This window comes from Streptomyces bacillaris (genome assembly GCF_003268675.1).
Lineage (GTDB): Bacteria > Actinomycetota > Actinomycetes > Streptomycetales > Streptomycetaceae > Streptomyces > Streptomyces bacillaris.
In genome coordinates this window covers 4521058-4540919 of sequence record NZ_CP029378.1, presented here as the reverse complement: position 1 = coordinate 4540919, position 19862 = coordinate 4521058, and the positions used below count along the sequence as shown (strand labels likewise).

The 19862-nt window shown below is 69.1% G+C and carries 15 protein-coding genes, 2 rRNA genes and 1 pseudogene; 3 read left to right on the top strand and 15 right to left on the bottom strand.

Annotated elements, in window-relative coordinates:
* Positions 1-76: 76 nt before the first annotated feature.
* The 5 genes from DJ476_RS19715 to DJ476_RS19695 all read right to left on the bottom strand — a co-directional run bounded on the left by DJ476_RS19715 (position 77) and on the right by DJ476_RS19695 (position 5559).
* Positions 77-1747 carry a bifunctional uroporphyrinogen-III C-methyltransferase/uroporphyrinogen-III synthase gene (locus DJ476_RS19715; RefSeq protein ID WP_070203451.1) on the bottom strand — a complete coding sequence of 557 codons (1671 nt, stop codon included), beginning with the start codon at positions 1745-1747 and terminating at the stop codon, positions 77-79.
* Positions 1744-2730: a hydroxymethylbilane synthase gene (gene hemC / locus DJ476_RS19710; RefSeq protein WP_070203450.1), complete on the bottom strand. Its 987-nt coding sequence runs from the start codon at positions 2728-2730 to the stop codon at positions 1744-1746. The genes DJ476_RS19715 and hemC overlap by 4 nt, the downstream gene beginning before the upstream one ends.
* Positions 2727-4247: a glutamyl-tRNA reductase gene (locus tag DJ476_RS19705; protein ID WP_103421777.1), complete on the bottom strand. Its 1521-nt coding sequence runs from the start codon at positions 4245-4247 to the stop codon at positions 2727-2729. The genes hemC and DJ476_RS19705 overlap by 4 nt, the downstream gene beginning before the upstream one ends.
* A complete protein-coding gene (locus DJ476_RS19700; RefSeq protein WP_019763188.1) occupies positions 4244-5011 on the bottom strand; it encodes a redox-sensing transcriptional repressor Rex in 768 nt (255 codons plus the stop codon). The genes DJ476_RS19705 and DJ476_RS19700 overlap by 4 nt, the downstream gene beginning before the upstream one ends.
* Before the next feature lie 257 nt (positions 5012-5268).
* On the bottom strand, positions 5269-5559 hold the full coding sequence (locus tag DJ476_RS19695) for a glutaredoxin family protein (RefSeq protein WP_103421778.1): 291 nt from the start codon (positions 5557-5559) through the stop codon (positions 5269-5271).
* A gap of 157 nt (positions 5560-5716) precedes the next feature.
* Here DJ476_RS19695 and DJ476_RS19690 point away from each other — a divergent pair, with 157 nt between their 5' ends.
* From DJ476_RS19690 to DJ476_RS35685, 3 genes and pseudogenes are all read left to right on the top strand, one after another.
* A complete protein-coding gene (locus DJ476_RS19690) occupies positions 5717-6685 on the top strand; it encodes an HAD family hydrolase (RefSeq protein ID WP_070203445.1) in 969 nt (322 codons plus the stop codon).
* Positions 6686-6933: 248 nt separating this feature from the next.
* Complete coding sequence (locus DJ476_RS19685) at positions 6934-7710, top strand: ECF subfamily RNA polymerase sigma factor, BldN family (protein WP_070203444.1); 777 nt, start codon at positions 6934-6936, stop codon at positions 7708-7710.
* 226 nt (positions 7711-7936) lie between these two features.
* A pseudogene (locus DJ476_RS35685) lies at positions 7937-9168 on the top strand (DUF5667 domain-containing protein).
* Positions 9169-9249: 81 nt separating this feature from the next.
* Here the strand turns inward: DJ476_RS35685 and DJ476_RS19675 are convergent.
* The 10 genes from DJ476_RS19675 to DJ476_RS19630 all read right to left on the bottom strand — a co-directional run bounded on the left by DJ476_RS19675 (position 9250) and on the right by DJ476_RS19630 (position 19720).
* On the bottom strand, positions 9250-10362 hold the full coding sequence (locus tag DJ476_RS19675) for a lysophospholipid acyltransferase family protein (RefSeq protein ID WP_112491158.1): 1113 nt from the start codon (positions 10360-10362) through the stop codon (positions 9250-9252).
* Positions 10363-10377: 15 nt separating this feature from the next.
* The gene (locus tag DJ476_RS19670; protein WP_103421781.1) at positions 10378-11466 is read right to left on the bottom strand and encodes an NAD-dependent epimerase/dehydratase family protein; all 1089 of its coding nucleotides are present in this window, start codon (positions 11464-11466) and stop codon (positions 10378-10380) included.
* 171 nt (positions 11467-11637) lie between these two features.
* The gene (locus DJ476_RS19665) at positions 11638-11736 is read right to left on the bottom strand and encodes a 30S ribosomal protein bS22 (protein WP_003948845.1); all 99 of its coding nucleotides are present in this window, start codon (positions 11734-11736) and stop codon (positions 11638-11640) included.
* 140 nt (positions 11737-11876) lie between these two features.
* The gene (locus DJ476_RS19660) at positions 11877-12089 is read right to left on the bottom strand and encodes a helix-turn-helix domain-containing protein (RefSeq protein WP_018489204.1); all 213 of its coding nucleotides are present in this window, start codon (positions 12087-12089) and stop codon (positions 11877-11879) included.
* A gap of 128 nt (positions 12090-12217) precedes the next feature.
* Positions 12218-13033: a phosphatase gene (locus DJ476_RS19655; protein WP_103421782.1), complete on the bottom strand. Its 816-nt coding sequence runs from the start codon at positions 13031-13033 to the stop codon at positions 12218-12220.
* A gap of 168 nt (positions 13034-13201) precedes the next feature.
* Entirely contained in the window at positions 13202-14371 is a 1170-nt protein-coding gene (locus DJ476_RS19650; protein WP_103421783.1) for an acetoin utilization protein AcuC, read from the bottom strand.
* Positions 14340-15536: an MFS transporter gene (locus tag DJ476_RS19645; RefSeq protein ID WP_103421784.1), complete on the bottom strand. Its 1197-nt coding sequence runs from the start codon at positions 15534-15536 to the stop codon at positions 14340-14342. The genes DJ476_RS19650 and DJ476_RS19645 overlap by 32 nt, the downstream gene beginning before the upstream one ends.
* Positions 15537-15683: 147 nt before the next feature.
* The gene (locus DJ476_RS19640) at positions 15684-16328 is read right to left on the bottom strand and encodes an HAD family hydrolase (RefSeq protein ID WP_070203438.1); all 645 of its coding nucleotides are present in this window, start codon (positions 16326-16328) and stop codon (positions 15684-15686) included.
* Between the two features lie 71 nt (positions 16329-16399).
* Positions 16400-16516 (bottom strand): 5S ribosomal RNA (gene rrf / locus DJ476_RS19635).
* A gap of 78 nt (positions 16517-16594) precedes the next feature.
* Positions 16595-19720, bottom strand: a 23S ribosomal RNA gene (locus DJ476_RS19630).
* Between the last annotated feature and the right edge of the window lie 142 nt (positions 19721-19862).

Below are 19862 nucleotides of genomic sequence, written 5' to 3'. Positions count from 1 at the left end.
ACCCGCCGACCATGCCCGCCGACGGCAGTGGGCCCGGCCGCCGAAGCGACCGGGCCCGTTCACCGCCGTAACTCTGCTACGTCGTCGTCCGGCGCCTGCGCGCGCCCGGGCGGCGCTCGCTCGGCCGGGTCACCGGGTCACCGGCCTCCTTCGCCGCGTCCCGCCGCTGAGCACCGAAGGCGGCCAGCGCCTCGGCGAGCTTGTGCACGGACGGCTCCGGGGAGAGGACGTCCACGCGCAGGCCGTGCTCCTCGGCGGTCTTCGCGGTGGCCGGGCCGATACACGCGATGACCGTCACGTTGTGCGGCTTGCCCGCGATGCCGACCAGGTTCCGGACGGTCGAGGACGAGGTGAACAGGACCGCGTCGAAGCCGCCGCCCTTGATCGCCTCGCGGGTGTCGGCCGGCGGCGGCGAGGCGCGGACCGTGCGGTACGCGGTGACGTCGTCGACCTCCCAGCCCAGCTCGATCAGCCCGGCCACCAGGGTCTCGGTGGCGATGTCGGCGCGCGGCAGGAACACCCGGTCGATCGGGTCGAAGACCGGGTCGTAGGGCGGCCAGTCCTCCAGCAGCCCGGCGGCGGACTGCTCACCGGAGGGCACCAGGTCCGGCTTCACACCGAAGTCGACCAGGGCGGCGGCGGTCTGCTCACCGACGGCCGCGACCTTGATCCCGGCGAAGGCCCGGGCGTCCAGCCCGTACTCCTCGAACTTCTCCCGGACCGCCTTGACGGCGTTGACGCTGGTGAAGGCGATCCACTCGTAGCGGCCGGTGACCAGGCCCTTGACCGCGCGCTCCATCTGCTGGGGCGTACGCGGCGGCTCGACGGCGATCGTCGGGACCTCGTGCGGCACGGCACCGTAGGAGCGGAGCTGGTCGGAGAGCGAGGCGGCCTGCTCCTTGGTCCGCGGGACGAGCACCTTCCAGCCGAACAGCGGCTTCGACTCGAACCAGGCGAGCTGGTCGCGCTGGGCGGCGGCACTGCGCTCACCGACCACAGCTATGACCGGCCGGTGCCCCTCCGGCGAGGGGAGCACCTTGGCCTGCTTGAAGACCTGGGCGATCGTCCCGAGGGTCGCCGTCCAGGTGCGCTGGCGGGTGGTGGTGCCCGCGATCGTCACCGTGAGCGGGGTGTCGGGCTTGCGCCCGGCCGAGACCAGCTCACCGGCGGCGGCCGCGACCGCGTCCAGCGTGGTGGAGACGACGGCGGTGGCGTCGCTCGCGCCGACCTCGCTCCAGCACCGGTCGGTGGCCGTACGCGCGTCGACGAAGCGGACGTCGGCGCCCTGCGCGTCCCGCAGCGGCACTCCGGCGTACGCGGGCACGCCGACGGCGTTCGCCACGCCCGGGACGACCTCGAAGGGCACCCCGGCGGCGGCGCAGGCGAGCATCTCCGCGCCCGCGTCCCCGTCCAGGCCCGGGTCGCCCGCCACGGCACGGACCACCCGCCTGCCGCCCTTCGCAGCCTCCATGACAAGATTGGCCGCATCCCTGAGAACGGGTACTCCGGCGGTTGTTGACGCCACGTCAACAACCGTCAGCTCAGGCGTGCTCACGCCTGCCCGCGCATGGCCGCGAACGACGTCGAGCACATCGGGCTCGGCGACAAGGACGTCCGCGCTCGCAAGCGCCTCGACGGCGCGCAGCGTCAGCAGTCCCGGGTCGCCGGGACCGGCGCCGAGGAAGGTGACCTGACCTCGGGGGGACAGGGGCGGAAAGTCGGATACGGCGGGGCCGGTGGGGCTCAAAGTGCTCGCTCCCCCATAAGACCGGCCGCACCCTTGGCGAGCATCTCGGCCGCGAGTTCGCGACCGAGGGCCGCCGCGTCGTCGTACGACGTGGGGACGGGACCGGTGGTGGACAGCTGTACCAGCGAGGAACCGTCGGTGGTACCGACGACTCCGCGCAGGCGCAGTTCGTTGACAACCTGTCCGTCGACCAGGAGGTCGGCCAGCGCACCCACGGGTGCGGAGCAGCCGGCCTCCAGGGCGGCGAGCAGGGCACGCTCGGCGGTCACGGCGGCCCGGGTGTACGGGTCGTCGAGTTCCGCGAGCGCGGCGGCGAGGTCGGCGCTGGACGCGGCGCACTCGATCGCCAGTGCTCCCTGGCCGGGAGCGGGCAGGACGGTGTCGACCGGCAGGAAGTCGGTGACCTCACCGGTCCGGCCGAGACGGCTGAGCCCGGCGGCGGCGAGGACCACCGCGTCGAGCTGCCCGTCACGCACGAACCCGATCCGCGTGTCGACGTTGCCCCGGATGGGGACGGTCTCGATCCGCAGGCCGTGGGAGCGCGCGTACGCGTTGAGCTGCGCCATGCGGCGCGGCGAACCGGTGCCGACGCGGGCACCGTCGGGCAGCTGCTCGAAGGTCAGCCCGTCGCGGGCCACCAGGGCGTCGCGGGGGTCCTCGCGCTGCGGCACGGCGGCCAGCACCAGCTCGTCGGGCTGGCTGGTGGGGAGGTCCTTGAGCGAGTGGACGGCGAAGTCCACCTCGCCCCGCAGCAGCGCCTCGCGCAGGGCGGCGACGAACACACCGGTGCCGCCGATCTGCGCCAGGTGCTCGCGGGAGACGTCCCCGTACGTGGTGATCTCGACGAGCTCGACGGCGCGCCCGGTCACCTCGCGGACCGCCTCGGCCACCAGGCCGGACTGGGCCATGGCCAGCTTGGAGCGCCGGGTGCCCAGCCGGAGCGGCGCGGCGCTCCGCGCGTCCGGCGTTGAGTTGTCGGTCATGACCGCCCTCTATTCGGGTCGTTCAGGTCGGCCCGGGAGACGGCGGCCACCGTCTGCGGGTCGAGGTCGAAGAGTTCGCGCAGCGCGTCCGCGTACCCGGCACCGCCGGGCTCGCTGGCCAGCTGCTTGACCCGCACGGTGGGCGCGTGCAGGAGTTTGTCGACGACGCGGCGCACGGTCTGGGTGATTTCGGCGCGCTGCTTCTCGTCCAGGTCGGGGAGGCGGCCGTCCAGCCGGGCGATCTCGCCGGCGACCACGCCGGCGGCCATGGTGCGCAGGGCGACCACGGTCGGGGCGACATGGGCGGCGCGCTGGGCGGCGCCGAAGGCGGCCACCTCGTCGGCGACGATCGTGCGGACCTGGTCCACGTCGGCGGCCATCGGGGCGTCGGCGGAGGCGTCCGCGAGCGACTCGATGTCGACGAGGCGGACCCCGTCGATGCGGTGGGCGGCGCCGTCGATGTCGCGCGGCATGGCGAGGTCGAGCAGGGCGAGCTTCACCGGCCCGGTGGACTGCGCGGGCAGCGTGACGCGGCGCGGGGCGGCGGCCGGGGCTGCCGGGGCCTGCGGGGCGGAGGTGGCGGAACCGTTCTCCACCCACGCGGCGTGCTGGTCGACGTCGGCCGGGGCCGGGATCGGGGCGAGGGCGACGGCGGGCGTTTCGGCCGGGGCGTCCAGGGTGGTGCCGAGGGCGTCCGCGAGGGCGTCGGCGGTGAGGACGAGCCCGGTGGAGCCGGTGCAGGAGACCACGATGTCGGCACGTGTCAGTTCGTCACCGACCGCGGACATCTCGACGGCCCTGGCGCGCACGGTGGTGTCGTCGCCCTGCCGGAGGATCTCCACCAGCCGGTCGGCGCGGGCCCGGGTCCGGTTGGCGACGGCGATCTCCGCGACGCCGGTACGGGCCAGGGTGGCGGCGGCCAGCGAGGACATCGAGCCGGCGCCGATCACCAGGGCGCGCTTGCCGCGGGCCCAGAGGCCCGGGTCGGCCCCGGCGGCGAGCTGCTGGAGCCCGAAGGTGACGAGCGACTGCCCGGCCCGGTCGATGCCGGTCTCGCTGTGGGCGCGCTTGCCGACCCGAAGGGCCTGCTGGAAGAGGTCGTTGAGCAGCCGCCCGGCGGTGTGCAGCTCCTGGCCGCGGGCGAGCGCGTCCTTGATCTGGCCGAGGATCTGGCCCTCGCCGACGACCATCGAGTCCAGCCCGCAGGCCACCGAGAAGAGGTGGTGGACGGCCCGGTCCTCGTAGTGCACATAGAGATACGGAGTCAGCTCGTCCAGCCCGACGCCGCTGTGCTGGGCGAGCAGGGTGGACAGCTCCGCGACGCCCGCGTGGAACTTGTCCACGTCGGCGTACAGCTCGATGCGGTTGCAGGTGGCCAGCACGGCGGCCTCGGTCGCGGGTTCCGCGGCGAGGGTGTCCTGGAGCAGCTTGGCCTGGGTGTCGGCAGCGAGGGAGGCCCGCTCCAGTACGGAGACGGGGGCGCTGCGGTGGCTCAGTCCGACGACGAGGAGGCTCATGCGGGCATCACGGCGGGCATGTCCCCGTCGGGTCCCTTCCGGCTCGCGGGCGTGGCACGCATCGGCGGGGCCTCGGGGTCCTCGCCCTCCACGGGCGCGTCCTCGCCGGCCTTGCGCTGCTCGTGGAAGGCCAGGATCTGCAGCTCGATGGAGAGGTCGACCTTGCGTACGTCGACGCCCTCGGGCACCGAGAGAACGGTCGGCGCGAAGTTCAGGATGGAGGTCACCCCGGCGGCCACGAGCCGGTCGCAGACCTGCTGGGCGGCGCCGGGCGGGGTGGTGATCACACCGATGGACACACCGTTGTCGCTGATGATCCGGTCCAGGTCGTCCGTGTGCTGGACGGGGATCCCGGCCACCGGCGTACCGGCCATGGCGGGGTCGGCGTCGATCAGCGCCGCGACCCGGAAGCCGCGGGAGGCGAAGCCGCCGTAGTTGGCGAGGGCCGCGCCGAGGTTACCGATGCCGACGATGGCGACCGGCCAGTCCTGGGTGAGGCCCAGCTCGCGGGAGATCTGGTAGACGAGGTACTCGACGTCGTACCCGACACCACGGGTGCCGTAGGAGCCCAGGTAGCTGAAGTCCTTGCGGAGCTTCGCGGAGTTGACCCCGGCGGCGGTGGCCAGTTCCTCCGAGGAGACCGTGGGTACGGATCGCTCGGAGAGCGCGGTGAGGGCGCGCAGGTACAGCGGAAGCCGGGCGACGGTGGCCTCGGGAATTCCTCGGCTACGGGTCGCCGGTCGGTGTGTTCGGCCAGTTGCCACGGTGCTCCTGCGGGATGAGCGGGGCTGCAGGCGGCCGTATGTCCCAAGACCGCCCCGTCGAATGCAGGCTATGTCTTTGTGAACGCGTGCACAAAGATGGTGTCCGTTTTGTCCGGTCAAAGTGACCGGGGTCACGCACATTCCCCGCGCGATCCCGGAACCAAGGACCGCATCATCCCGTTGCAGCCTCGAAGGGGGCAAAGCGGTACACACTCCTCACGTCCACTCCCCCGAGACCACTCAAAACGCCCATGATGTTAACCGAGTTTCACGTCTGCCCCCAGCGCCTTGCGCAGCCTCGCGGGGTCCACCCGCCAGAACGTGTGCTGTTCGTCATCGATCAGCACCACCGGAATCTGCTCCCAGTACTCCTTGTACAACTCCTCGTCCTCGGTGATGTCCTTCTCCACCCATGACGCCCCGGTCTCCGCGCAGACCGCGCTCACCACCTCCCGGGCGTCCTCGCACAGATGGCAGCCGGGCTTCCCCACCAGGGTGACCACCCGGTCGGCGGGCTTCTTCTTCGTACGGCGCAGCAACGGACTCATGCCTTCATTCTGCGCCCGCGACGCCCGCGTTCCGCCCCCGCGCCCCGCACCGGCGGACCGTCCGGAATCGCCCGATTAACGATTCGGCCCCGCAGAGTTCACGCCGTCGCATCCCGGCAGGTCGGGCAGGTGCGGGCGGACTGGCTATGCTCACCGCATGGCCGCTCTTGGATGGCTCACCCCCCGTAGGCGTTCCGCGACCGCACGGAGCGTCCTGGCAGGCGAGGCCGCGGCCGAGGCAGCACGCAAGACCTCGGCCGAGGACGAGTCCGCCCTTCTGACCAGGACCCCCGAAGAGACCCCCGGCGAAGCACCCGAGCAAGCTCCCGAGGAGCCCGCGTTCCCGGTCGCCGGGGACGACCGCGCCGCCGCCTTCTTCGACCTCGACAACACGGTCATGCAGGGCGCCGCGCTCTTCCACTTCGGCCGCGGCCTCTACAAACGGAAGTTCTTCGAGCGCCGCGAGCTGACCCGGTTCGCCTGGCAGCAGGCCTGGTTCCGGCTGGCCGGTGTCGAGGACCCCGAGCACATGCAGGACGCCCGCGACAGCGCGCTCTCCATCGTCAAGGGCCACCGCGTCTCCGAGCTGATGTCCATCGGCGAGGAGATCTACGACGAGTACATGGCCGACCGCATCTGGCCCGGCACCCGCGCCCTGGCCCAGGCCCACCTGGACGCCGGCCAGCGCGTCTGGCTGGTCACCGCCGCCCCCGTCGAGACGGCCACCATCATCGCCCGCCGCCTCGGCCTGACCGGCGCGCTCGGCACCGTCGCGGAGTCGGTCGACGGCGTCTACACCGGCCGCCTGGTGGGCGAGCCCCTGCACGGCCCCGCCAAGGCCGAGGCCGTACGCGCCCTGGCGGCGGCCGAGGGTCTTGACCTGGAGCGGTGCGCCGCCTATAGCGACTCGCACAACGACATCCCGATGCTCTCGCTGGTCGGCCACCCCTACGCGATCAACCCGGACACCAAGCTCCGCAAGCACGCCCGCGCCCGCGACTGGCGGCTGCGCGACTACCGCACCGGCCGCAAGGCGGCCAAGGTCGGCATCCCCGCCGCGGCCGGGGTCGGCGCCCTGGCGGGCGGTACGGCCGCCGCTCTCGCCCTGCACCGACGCCGCCGCTGAACCACCGCCGCAGGGGCGACAGAGCGACAGATCACGAAGCAATCCGATCAATAACTGATCACGATGTGCTACCCGATGTGCCACTTAGCGATGCAAGAAACGACGTAATCGGTGATTTAGACAACTGGGTGTAGTGCCGCCTGCACGAAGCGTTATTCTCCTCAGACGCATCACGGAGACCGCTGCTCGCTACGACGAGTGACGTTTTTCGAACTGCTCGTGATGGAAGCTCTGCCTCTGGGAGTCCCGTGTACCCACACGTCGGGGTTGACGCCTCGGGCCTGGCTACGCTGCGTGCATCGGTCATCGACCGCTTGCGCGGCTTCGTCCCCACCGCGTACGCCGTCCCCGCCTTTGCCACCCCTGCACCTGTCGGCCCCTGCTACGCCATGGCCGAGCGGAGTGCGGCGGTCGGAAGACGCAGCACCCGCGCCGCCTCGACCACGTCGACCGTCCGCCGTCCCACGGCCGACAGCGACAGCGCGCGCATGATGGATCTCGTCGAGCGCGCCCAGGCCGGTGAGGCGGACGCCTTCGGCCGCCTCTACGACCAGTACAGCGACACCGTGTACCGGTACATCTACTACCGCGTGGGCGGCAGGGCGACCGCGGAGGACCTCACCAGCGAGACCTTCCTGCGCGCGCTCCGCCGGATCTCCACGTTCACCTGGCAGGGCCGCGACTTCGGCGCCTGGCTGGTCACGATCGCTCGCAACCTGGTCGCGGACCACTTCAAATCCAGTCGCTTCCGACTGGAAGTGACCACCGGTGAGATGCTCGACGCCAACGAGGTGGAGCGCTCCCCCGAGGACTCCGTCCTGGAGTCCCTCTCCAACGCCGCACTGCTCCAGGCCGTGCGCCGACTCAATCCGCAGCAGCAGGAGTGCGTCACGCTCCGCTTCCTGCAGGGCCTCTCGGTCGCCGAGACGGCCCGGGTGATGGGAAAGAACGAGGGCGCGATCAAGACCCTGCAGTACCGCGCCGTACGGACGCTCGCCCGGCTGCTGCCGGACGACGCCCGCTGACCGTAACCGGCGCACCCGGCGCCGGTGAGTGACCGTCCCCTCACGCACTGGTCCGATCATCTTTCGTGCGTAACCCAAGTGCCGCGCCACTCGTTGTGCCGGTTGCAGGCCCCCTGCCGTCACTCCATGTCCGCCTCCACTCACTCCATCGAGTGGAAACGCTCAAGGTGTGCAACTTCCGGACCGCCAGGGGAGTCGACCGTCATGACGAGAGGAGGTGCCGCCAGTGATCGCAAACGTTTCGGCACACCGGCGGGCGAACGCCTTCGCCCAGGCCCTGGAGGAGCAGTCGTCCCAGGGTGCGGCGGCCGTACAGCCCGAGGAGCCGGCCGACCAGGCCGACCGCGGACCGCTGTTGGCCCTGGCGAACGGCCTCGGTGAGCTACCGAAGCCGCAGTTGGACCCCGAGGTCAAAGAGGTGCAGCGAGCCCAGCTCGTCGCCGCCATGGAGGCCATGTTCGCCGAGGGCGGCGCATCGACGGGCCCTACGGTGCCCGTGCAACGGGGCAAGGGGGCCCACCGGGCCTCCCCACTGCGCAGACTGCGTCCCCGCTCCCGCTGGGCGAAGGGGCTCACCGCCGGCGGCCTCACCGTGGGTGTGGCGGCCGGCGCCTTCGGAGGAGTGGCCGCTGCCAGCTCCGACGCCCTGCCCGGTGACTCGCTGTACGGGCTGAAGCGCGGGATGGAGGACATCAGCCTCGGCATGACCAAGGGCGACGCCGACCGCGGCGAGGCCTACCTCGACCAGGCCTCCACCCGCCTCAACGAGGCCCGCAGACTCATGGAGCGCGGCCGCGCCGGCGAGCTGGACCACGAATCCCTCGGCGCCGTCAGACGCGCGCTCAACGGCATGTCCCACGACGCCTCCGAAGGCCACCGCCTCCTCCACTCCGCCTACCAGCGCGACGGCTCCATCGGCCCCATCCAGGCCCTGGACACCTTCTCCCGCTCGCACCGCGCGACCTGGAGCAGCCTCCGCGACCGGCTCCCCGTCCAGCTCACCGACATCCGCGACCAGGTGAGCTCCGTCTTCGAAGCCATAGAGGACGACGTCGCCCCGCTCCAGTCCCTCCTCCCCGCCCCCCGGGCAGCGCCGAGGAGAGCACCGAGCGCTCCGACACCACCACCCCGGCCCCCGGCTCCCCCCGGACCGACGGCCCCTCCCCCGCGCCCCCCTCCCACTCCGAGGGAAGCGCCGACTCCAGCACCGCGCCGAAGCCCTCCGGACCGTCGGACTCCTCCGACCCCTCCGGCTCGGCCCCGGCCGACGGCCTCCTCGGCGGCGGTACGGACGGACTGCTCGACGACCTCCCCACCGACGGGCTCACCCAGCCGTCCCCGGAAGGCCGGCCCAGCACCACGCCCCGCCCCGCCCCGGACGTCACCCTGCCCCCGCTGCTCCCCGGCCTCCTCCCCGGCCTGGGCATCGACGGGGAGAACCTCAAGCCCAAGCCGTAACGACGGGCATGGGGAAGGGCCGGTACGCACTCCGCGTACCGGCCCTTCCTCACGCTTGGAGCGGCCCGGAAGAAGTGCGGCTCAGAAGAAGACCGACCGCCGCTGCACCAGCAGCTTGTACAGCGTGTGCTGGATCTGCTCCCGCACCTGGTCAGTCAGGTTGAACATCAGCATCGGGTCCTCCGCCGCCTCCGGCGGATACGCCTCCGTCGGGATCGGCTCACCGAACTGGATCGTCCACTTCGTCGGCAGCGGCACCGCGCCCAGCGGCCCGAGCCACGGGAAGGTCGGGGTGATCGGGAAGTACGGGAAGCCCAGCAGCCGCGCCAGCGTCTTCGCGTTGCCGATCATCGGGTAGATCTCCTCGGCGCCCACGATCGAGCACGGCACGATCGGCGCCCCCGCCCGCAGCGCCGTCGAGACGAACCCGCCCCGCCCGAACCGCTGCAGCTTGTACCGGTCACCGAACGGCTTCCCGATCCCCTTGAAGCCCTCCGGCATCACCCCGACGATCTCGCCCAGCTCCAGCAGCCGCTGCGCGTCCTCCGCACAGGCCAGCGTGTGCCCGGCCTTGCGCGCCAGCTCGTTGACGACCGGCAGATGGAAGACCAGATCGGCGGCGAGCAGCCGCAGATGGCGCTCGGCCGGGTGGTGGTCGTGGACCGCGACCTGGAGCATCAGCCCGTCCAGCGGCAGCGTCCCGGAGTGGTTGGCCACGATGAGCGCCCCGCCCTCCGACGGGATGTTCTCGACGCCCTTCACCTCGACCCGGAAGTACTTCTCCGCCAGCGGCCGCAGCGCCGACATCAGGACCTGGTCGGTCAGCTCCTTGTCGTAGCCGAACTCGTCGACCTCGTACTCACCGGTGACCCGCCGCCGCAGGAAGGCCAGCCCGCCCGCGATCCGCCGGTCCCAGCCACCACCGCCCGCCTCGTCCGCCGGGGACGGCACGGGCTTCTGGGCCTCCTGGGGCTGCCGAGGCTGCTGGGCCCCCGCCGCAGCCCCCTCCACGGCCTCCGGGGCGCCCTCCGACGGCTCGGGGAGCCGCCCGCCCGGCAGGGCGCTCACGGCGGCCGTGGCGCCGTCGCCCCGGGCGCCGGAACCCGCCGCCCCCGTCCGGCGCCGGGCCGGACGCGAGCCGCCACCGGACCGCGAACGGTCGTCGTCGAACGGAATGACCTTGGCGTCCGCCATCGTGACCGCGCTCCTCTACCTGCCGCCGTGAATCGTCTCTACCGCACCGGCCCCGCGCTCCCGCGCTCCGGCACCCCCCGGCAGCGGCAGCTCCGCCAGCCGGTCCACCGCTCTGCCCACCGTCTCCGGCGGCAGCAGTCCGGGACCCCGGCTCCGCGCGAACTCCGCGAAGGTCTCGGCCGTGGTGAACTCCGGCCGGAAACCGAGCGTCTCGCGCATCTGCACGGTCGAGACCACCCGGCCATGGGTCAGCAGCCGGATCTGCTCCGGCGAGAAATCGGTCATCCCGATCGTACGGAGCGCCGAGCCGACCCAGGTCACGGCGGGCAGCAGCACCGGCACGGTCGGCTTCCCCAGCCGCCGCGAGCACTGCGAGAGCAGCAGCACCCCGTCCCCCGCGATGTTGAACGTGCCGCTGTTCAGCGTCCCGCGCCGGGGCTCGCGCGCGGCGATCCCCAGGACCTCGATCACATCGTCCTCGTGGACGAACTGGAGCCGGGGGTCGTAGCCGAAGACGGTCGGCAGGACCGGCAGCGAGAAGTAGTCCGCCAGCGGCGAGTCCGGCCGCGGCCCGAGGATGTTGGCGAACCGCAGTACGCAGACCGCGACGTCCGGGCGGCGCCGGGCGAAGCCCCGTACGTACCCCTCGACCTCCACCGCGTCCTTCGCGAACCCGCCGCTCGGCAGCGACTTGGGCGGGGTGGTCTCGGTGAACACCGCCGGATCGCGGGGCGCCGACCCGTACACGCTGGTGCTGGACTTCACCACCAGCCGCTGCACGGTCGGGGACTTCTGGCAGGCACCGAGCAGCTGCATGGTGCCGATGACGTTGGTCTCCTTGATCGCCGTACGGCCGCCGGCGCCGAGCGCCTTGCCGGAGACGTCCAGGTGCACGACCGTGTCCACGGCGTACCGGGCCAGGATGCGGGCCAGGGCGGACTGCCGGATGTCCGCGCGCACGAACTCCGCGTCCCCCAGCGGATGTGCGGGCGCCACCGCGTCCACCGCGATCACCCGGTCCACCCCCGGCTCCCGCTGGACGCGCCGGACGAAGCGGCCCCCCAGCTGCCGGGCCACTCCTGTGACGAGGACGACCTTCCCCACGACCCGCGCCTTCCGTCGGACCGGGAAGCGAGACCTGCTTCCCGCGGTAACTTCCCTGGCCGTCACCGTAGCGGGTGGACGCCGCCCTGTGATGACCCCGTGCCCCGAAACGCACCGCAGCCCTCCCGCCGGAAGGGCGGAAGGGCTGCGGATCTCACGAACTGCGTTCGCTTACTTCTTGTTGCGACGCTGAACGCGCGTGCGCTTGAGCAGCTTGCGGTGCTTCTTCTTGGCCATCCGCTTGCGCCGCTTCTTGATAACAGAGCCCACGACTACCCTCGCTCACTTCTTCTTCACTGGTGCGGGGCGTCTGGGCCCACACGACCTACGTCGGCCTAGCCTACCCGCCACCGCGTGAGGGACGTAATCCGAGGGCAAACCCCAGGCGTCCGAGGCCTGTCCTCAGGGCCTCAGGCCGATTCCACCCCCACAAAGGACTCGCGGAGATACGCGTGAACCGCTTGCTCCGGCACCCGGAAGGACCTGCCCACCCGGATCGCCGGCAGATGACCGCTGTGCACCAAGCGGTACACGGTCATCTTCGACACTCGCATGACCGAGGCGACTTCCGCCACGGTCAGAAACCTGACCTCGTTGAGAGGCCTTTCGCTGTCAGCAGCCATGACCCACCTGTACCTTCCGCACCGGACGCGCACCGGCTTCCCCTCCGGTGACTCTTCGTCGCTGTGCGCTCACTCCCCAGATTAGGGGCGGGTGATGCGAGTGGGGAAGAGGAGGGACGATCGGGCGGCTACGAGGACAGACCTGCCCGGTGGAGCACATAGCGCGTCAGTGGCCGGTAGTAGTGCGAGCGGACCCCGTCGTCGAGCGGCACGGCGACCGAAACCCGCCCCTCGGCCTCGCCCACGAAGAGCGCGGGATCGTCCGTATCCGCCGGTCCGATCGCCTCGATACCGAGCTGACCTGCGCCGCAGACCCACCCGTGATCCCCGATCACCAACTCCGGAAGCACCCCGTACCGCTCGGCCGCGTCCTGGAGCGCCACCCGGACCGGCAGCGGCGAATGCGTGTGTGCGCCGGTTTCACCACCTGAGGGCCGCCCCCCGGGCTCACGGACCAGCGCGACCCCCCGTACGTAGTCGAGACGGTACGTACGTACGCCGAACCGGGTCGTTATGTCGATACATCTCCCCTGCGCCGGGGTGAGAACAGGACATCCCACCGCCGACAAGGCGTCTGCCAGCCCGGCGTAGAAGCCCAGCAGCCGGTGCGGATGCCCGGTCCCCAGCAGCACCGGCGCCCGCAGCGCCGCCACCCGCCCCAGCCGTTCCGCGAACGCGTCCAGCGCCGCCACCGTCCGCTCCGGGTCGATCGCGTCCGGCCCCGACACATGCGCGGGATCGGCCGAGACCCCGCACCGCTCCGCCATCAGCCGCAGGACCTCGGGCTCGCCCCAGGCCCGCTCGGGGGTCAGCCCCAGCAGCACCCGCGGATCGCGCGCGGCGAACAGCCGGTAGCTGCGCAGACTGTTCTCGCGCGAGGTGGCCACGGGCCCGGCCAGCCGGGCCGCCAGCAGATGGGCGCGCAACGCCCCGGTGCTCAACACCCCATGGATGCTGCCGTATCGCACCGGCGGGGCGGCCGGATTCCCGCTTTCACCCCACCGTTGGCGTAACCGCCCGGCACAATGCCCCCGCCCGGGAGCACCGGAGACCATTCCCCGGCCGGCAGTCCGGTTCGGACCCGGCGGGCCGGTTCGGACCCGTACGCCGGTTCAGGCGAGCAGCCCCCGCAGCGGGAAGGCCGCCTTGCGGGTCGCGATGACCGCCTGGTCCAGCCGGTCCGCCGGGTCGTACCCGTCCTCCCAGGACTGCCAGGTGGGCGTCCGCCCGTCGGTCATCCGGCCCGGCCCGAGCTGCCGCGTACGGGCGTAGACGAGATCGCGCCAGGACGACGGCACCACCGTCTCCGGTTCGACGGGCGCGTGCGCCGCGATCCCCACCAGATGCGTCCACGACCGCGGTACGACGTCCACCACCGCGTACCCGCCCCCGCCGAGCGCCACCCACCGCCCGTCCGCGTACTGGTGGGCCAGTTCGTGGCAGGACTCCATGACTGCCCGCTGCGCGTCCAGTGAGACCGCGAGATGGGCGAGCGGGTCCTCGAAGTGGGTGTCGGCCCCGTGCTGGGTGACGAGCACCTGGGGCCGGAAGTCGGCGATCAGCTCGGGGACGACGGCGTGGAAGGCCCGCAGCCACCCGGCGTCCCCGAGCCCGGCGGGCAGCGCCAGGTTCACCGCCGAACCCTCGCCCGCCCCGGCCCCGGTCTCCTCCGGCCACCCGGTCTGCGGGAAGAGCGTGCGCGGGTGCTCGTGCAGGGAGACCGTCAGCACGCGGGGGTCCTCCCAGAACGCGGCCTGCACCCCGTCCCCGTGGTGGACGTCCACATCGACGTACGCGACCCGCTCGGCGCCCAGCTCCAGCAGCCGGGCGATGGCGAGGGCCGGGTCGTTGTAGACGCAGAACCCGGCGGCCGCTCCCGGCATGGCGTGATGCAGCCCCCCGGTGAAGTTCACCGCGTGATCGGTCTCGCCCCGCCACACGGCCTCGGCGGCCCCCACGGACAACCCGGCGATCAGCGCCGACGCCTCGTGCATCCCGGTGAAGGCGGGGTCGTCGACGGTCCCGAGCCCGTACGCCTGGTCGGCCGCCCGGGGATCGGCCGATGCGGCCCGTACCGCCGAGACGTAGTCCTGCCGGTGCACGAGCCGCAGGGTCGAGTCCCCCACGGGCTTCGCGCCCCGCACCTCCACCGCCGTATCGAGCCCGAACGCCCGCACCAGCCCCATCGTCAGGGCCAGCCGGACCGGGTCCATGGGGTGGCTCTCCCCGAAGTCGTAACCCGTAACTGCGTCATCCCACATCAGCTGTGCGCGGCCGCTCATGCCCGCCACCGTATCGGGCGCCCTCCGCCGCGAACGAGCGGGCATACACCAGCGTCACCAGCACCAGAACCATCGGTACGAGCATGGCGCCCCGATAACTCCACGCGTCGCCCAGAACCCCCACCAGCGGCGAACCCACCAGGAAACCCACATAGTTGAAGATATTGAGCCGGGCCACGGCGGCGTCGCTGTTCCCCGGGAAGAGCCGCCCGGCCGCCGCGAAGGTCTGCGGCACGATCACACAGAGCCCGAGCCCCAGCAGGGTGAATCCGGCCATCCCCACCCAGGCCCCCGGCGCCACCGCCACCACCGCGAACCCGCCGGCCGCCAGCAGACTCCCGGCCCGCACCACGGCCACCGCCCCGAACCGCCGCACCCCGAGGTCCCCGACGGCCCGCCCCAGCAGCGTCGTCACCATGTAGACGTTGTACGGAACGGTCGCGAGCTGCTCCGAACTGCCGAGCACGTCCTGGAGGTACTTGGCACTCCAGTTGGAGACGGTCGAGTCACCGATATAGGCGAAGCACATCACCAGGCAGAGCGGCAGCAACAGCTTGAAGGACAGCGCCCCGCCGGTACCGCCACTGCCGGGCTCCGGCGCGTTCCCCTTTCCCTTCTCCTTCCCCTCCGTGTACCACCGGCTGCCCACCAGCGCGGCGGGCAGCAGCACGGCCACCACCGGCAGGTACGAGACGAACAGCGACAGCTCCCACCGCGCCCCGGCCCACGCCAGGGAGGCCCCCACGATCCCGCCGAGGCTGAACGCGGCGTGGAACCCGAGCATGATGCTCCGCCCGTACGCCCGCTGAAGGCTGACGCCCAGCATGTTCATCGAGGCGTCCAGCGCCCCGACGGCCAGCCCGAAGACGCCGAGCGCCACGGCGACCTGCCACATCTCCCGCCCGGCGCCCGCCCCGAGCAGGGCGAGCAGGACGAGTGGCTGGGCCCACCGCAGAACGGTCCCCGGCCGCACCCGGGTGACCACCTTCTCGGTGAGTACGCTGCCGACGCCGGCCAGGATCGGAACGGCGGCCAGGAAGGCGGGCAGCAGTCCGTCGGATATCCCGTACTGGTCCTGGAGGGCGGGGATACGCGTCACCAGGAGCGCGAACGCCACCCCCTGGACGCCGAAGCTCAGCGCCAGAGCGACCCTGCCGCGCCGCAGCGCCGGATCGGTCCCTCCGGAATCCGCACTGCTGGAGTCCAGACCGCCGGAGCCAGCACCATCGCAGCCCGTCCCGCCCGGACGTGTCATGCCCGCGTCTGTCATGGCGGCGAGCGTAGGCCCCCGCTCTACCCGTGGGTAGATGGATCAGGCGAGCAGTTCCGGGAGTTGGGCCATGTCCGAGAAGTACCCGGTCACTCCGGTCAGCCGGTCGGCGGGCATCATCGAGGTGAACCCGTACACGTCCATCCCCGCGGCCCGGGCCGCCTCGACGCCGAGCGGACTGTCCTCGATGACGACGCACCGCTCCGGCGCGACGCCCATCCGCTCGGCGGCGTGCAGAAACAGGTCCGGCGCCGGCTTGCCCCGCCCGACATCCTCCGAGCTGAAGATCCACTCCTCCTCGAACCACTGGTCGAGCCCGGTCTTCCGGTGCCCGACCCGGATCTTCTCGTGGCTCCCGGAGGAGGCGACGCAGTAGTCGACCCCGTCGGCGACGAGCTTGCCGAGCAGTTCCTCGACCCCGTCCACGGCCACCAGTTCCTCCTGGAAAGCAGAAAAGGTGCGGGCGTAGAAGGTGGCTTCGAAGTCGTCGGGGAGCTTCTCACCGCTCCGCTCCTCCACCAGGTCGTGCACCCGGTGCATGGCGGCCCCCATGTAGTCGCGGAGCGATTCCTCGTACGAGGTGGGGTGGCCGAGTTCGGTGAGGTAGCCGGCGAGGATGGTGTTGGCGATGGGCTCACTGTCGACGAGCACACCGTCGTTGTCGAAGATGACCAGTTCGTAGCGCATGGTCCGACCCTAGACGTTCAGAACGCAGAAAAGCCCCGCACCATACGGTGCGGGGCTTTCCCACAAAAATTGTTCGGCGGCGTCCTACTCTCCCACAGGGTCCCCCCTGCAGTACCATCGGCGCTGAAAGGCTTAGCTTCCGGGTTCGGAATGTAACCGGGCGTTTCCCTAACGCAATGACCACCGAAACACTATGAAAATTTGAACACCGGGTGTAATCACGGCTGTTCGTTATTTCAGAACTAACACAGTGGACGCGAGCAACTGAGGACAAGCCCTCGGCCTATTAGTACCAGTCAGCTCCACCCCTCACAGGGCTTCCACATCTGGCCTATCAACCCAGTCGTCTACTGGGAGCCTTAACCCCTCAAGAGGGTGGGAATACTCATCTCGAAGCAGGCTTCCCGCTTAGATGCTTTCAGCGGTTATCCTTTCCGAACGTAGCCAACCAGCCATGCCCTTGGCAGAACAACTGGCACACCAGAGGTTCGTCCGTCCCGGTCCTCTCGTACTAGGGACAGCCCTTCTCAATATTCCTACGCGCACAGCGGATAGGGACCGAACTGTCTCACGACGTTCTAAACCCAGCTCGCGTACCGCTTTAATGGGCGAACAGCCCAACCCTTGGGACCGACTCCAGCCCCAGGATGCGACGAGCCGACATCGAGGTGCCAAACCATCCCGTCGATATGGACTCTTGGGGAAGATCAGCCTGTTATCCCCGGGGTACCTTTTATCCGTTGAGCGACAGCGCTTCCACAAGCCACTGCCGGATCACTAGTCCCGACTTTCGTCCCTGCTCGACCCGTCGGTCTCACAGTCAAGCTCCCTTGTGCACTTACACTCAACACCTGATTACCAACCAGGCTGAGGGAACCTTTGGGCGCCTCCGTTACTCTTTAGGAGGCAACCGCCCCAGTTAAACTACCCATCAGACACTGTCCCTGATCCGGATCACGGACCCAGGTTAGACATCCAGCACGACCAGAGTGGTATTTCAACGACGACTCCACAACCACTGGCGTGGCCGCTTCACAGTCTCCCACCTATCCTACACAAGCCGAACCGAACACCAATATCAAACTATAGTAAAGGTCCCGGGGTCTTTCCGTCCTGCTGCGCGAAACGAGCATCTTTACTCGTAGTGCAATTTCACCGGGCCTATGGTTGAGACAGTCGAGAAGTCGTTACGCCATTCGTGCAGGTCGGAACTTACCCGACAAGGAATTTCGCTACCTTAGGATGGTTATAGTTACCACCGCCGTTTACTGGCGCTTAAGTTCTCAGCTTCGCCACCCCGAAGAGCAGCTAACCGGTCCCCTTAACGTTCCAGCACCGGGCAGGCGTCAGTCCGTATACATCGCCTTACGGCTTCGCACGGACCTGTGTTTTTAGTAAACAGTCGCTTCTCGCTGGTCTCTGCGGCCACCCCCAGCTCACGGAGCAAGTCCGATCACCAGGCGTGGCCCCCCTTCTCCCGAAGTTACGGGGGCATTTTGCCGAGTTCCTTAACCATAGTTCACCCGAACGCCTCGGTATTCTCTACCTGACCACCTGAGTCGGTTTAGGGTACGGGCCGCCATGAAACTCGCTAGAGGCTTTTCTCGACAGCATAGGATCATCCACTTCACCACAATCGGCTCGGCATCAGGTCTCAGACTTATATGCACGACGGATTTACCTACCGTGCGTCCTACACCCTTACCCCGGGACAACCACCGCCCGGGCTGGACTACCTTCCTGCGTCACCCCATCGCTTACCTACTACAAGTCTGGTTCATCGGCTCCACCACTACCCTCAACTCCGAAGAGATCGGGCCGGCTTCACGGACTTAGCATCGCCTGATTCAGTACTGGGCGTTTCAAAGCGGGTACCGGAATATCAACCGGTTGTCCATCGACTACGCCTGTCGGCCTCGCCTTAGGTCCCGACTTACCCTGGGCAGATCAGCTTGACCCAGGAACCCTTAGTCAATCGGCGCACACGTTTCTCACGTGTGTATCGCTACTCATGCCTGCATTCTCACTCGTGAACCGTCCACAACTCGCTTCCGCGGCTGCTTCACCCGGCACACGACGCTCCCCTACCCATCCATACTCCCGTTGAGGATATGTGTATGAATGACACGACTTCGGCGGTACGCTTGAGCCCCGCTACATTGTCGGCGCGGAATCACTTGACCAGTGAGCTATTACGCACTCTTTCAAGGGTGGCTGCTTCTAAGCCAACCTCCTGGTTGTCTCTGCGACTCCACATCCTTTCCCACTTAGCGTACGCTTAGGGGCCTTAGTCGATGCTCTGGGCTGTTTCCCTCTCGACCATGGAGCTTATCCCCCACAGTCTCACTGCCGCGCTCTCACTTACCGGCATTCGGAGTTTGGCTAAGGTCAGTAACCCGGTAGGGCCCATCGCCTATCCAGTGCTCTACCTCCGGCAAGAAACACACGACGCTGCACCTAAATGCATTTCGGGGAGAACCAGCTATCACGGAGTTTGATTGGCCTTTCACCCCTAACCACAGGTCATCCCCCAGGTTTTCAACCCTGGTGGGTTCGGTCCTCCACGAAGTCTTACCTCCGCTTCAACCTGCCCATGGCTAGATCACTCCGCTTCGGGTCTAGAGCGTGCAACTCAAACGCCCTGTTCGGACTCGCTTTCGCTACGGCTTCCCCACACGGGTTAACCTCGCTACACACCGCTAACTCGCAGGCTCATTCTTCAAAAGGCACGCAGTCACGACTGACAGCACAAGTGCTGCCAGCGACGCTCCCACGGCTTGTAGGCACACGGTTTCAGGTACTATTTCACTCCGCTCCCGCGGTACTTTTCACCATTCCCTCACGGTACTATCCGCTATCGGTCACCAGGGAATATTTAGGCTTAGCGGGTGGTCCCGCCAGATTCACACGGGATTTCTCGGGCCCCGTGCTACTTGGGTGATTCTCAAACGAGCCGTCAATGTTTCAGCTACGGGGGTCTTACCCTCTACGCCGGACCTTTCGCATGTCCTTCGCCTACATCAACGGTTTCTGACTCGTCTCACGGCCGGCAGACCGCAAAAGAGAACTCCCACAACCCCGCATACGCAACCCCTGCCGGGTATCACACGCATACGGTTTGGCCTCATCCAGTTTCGCTCGCCACTACTCCCGGAATCACGGTTGTTTTCTCTTCCTGAGGGTACTGAGATGTTTCACTTCCCCTCGTTCCCTCCACACTGCCTATGTGTTCAGCAGCGGGTGACAGCCCATGACGACTGCCGGGTTTCCCCATTCGGAAACCCCCGGATCAAAGCTTGGTTGACAGCTCCCCGGGGACTATCGTGGCCTCCCACGTCCTTCATCGGTTCCTGGTGCCAAGGCATCCACCGTGCGCCCTTAAAAACTTGGCCACAGATGCTCGCGTCCACTGTGCAGTTCTCAAACAACGACCAGCCACCCACCACCCCGTCCCTGAGGACGAGTTCACTGGGGCCGGATCAGAAGGAACAACCTTACGGCCGCACCCTCAGACACCCAACAACGTGCCCGACA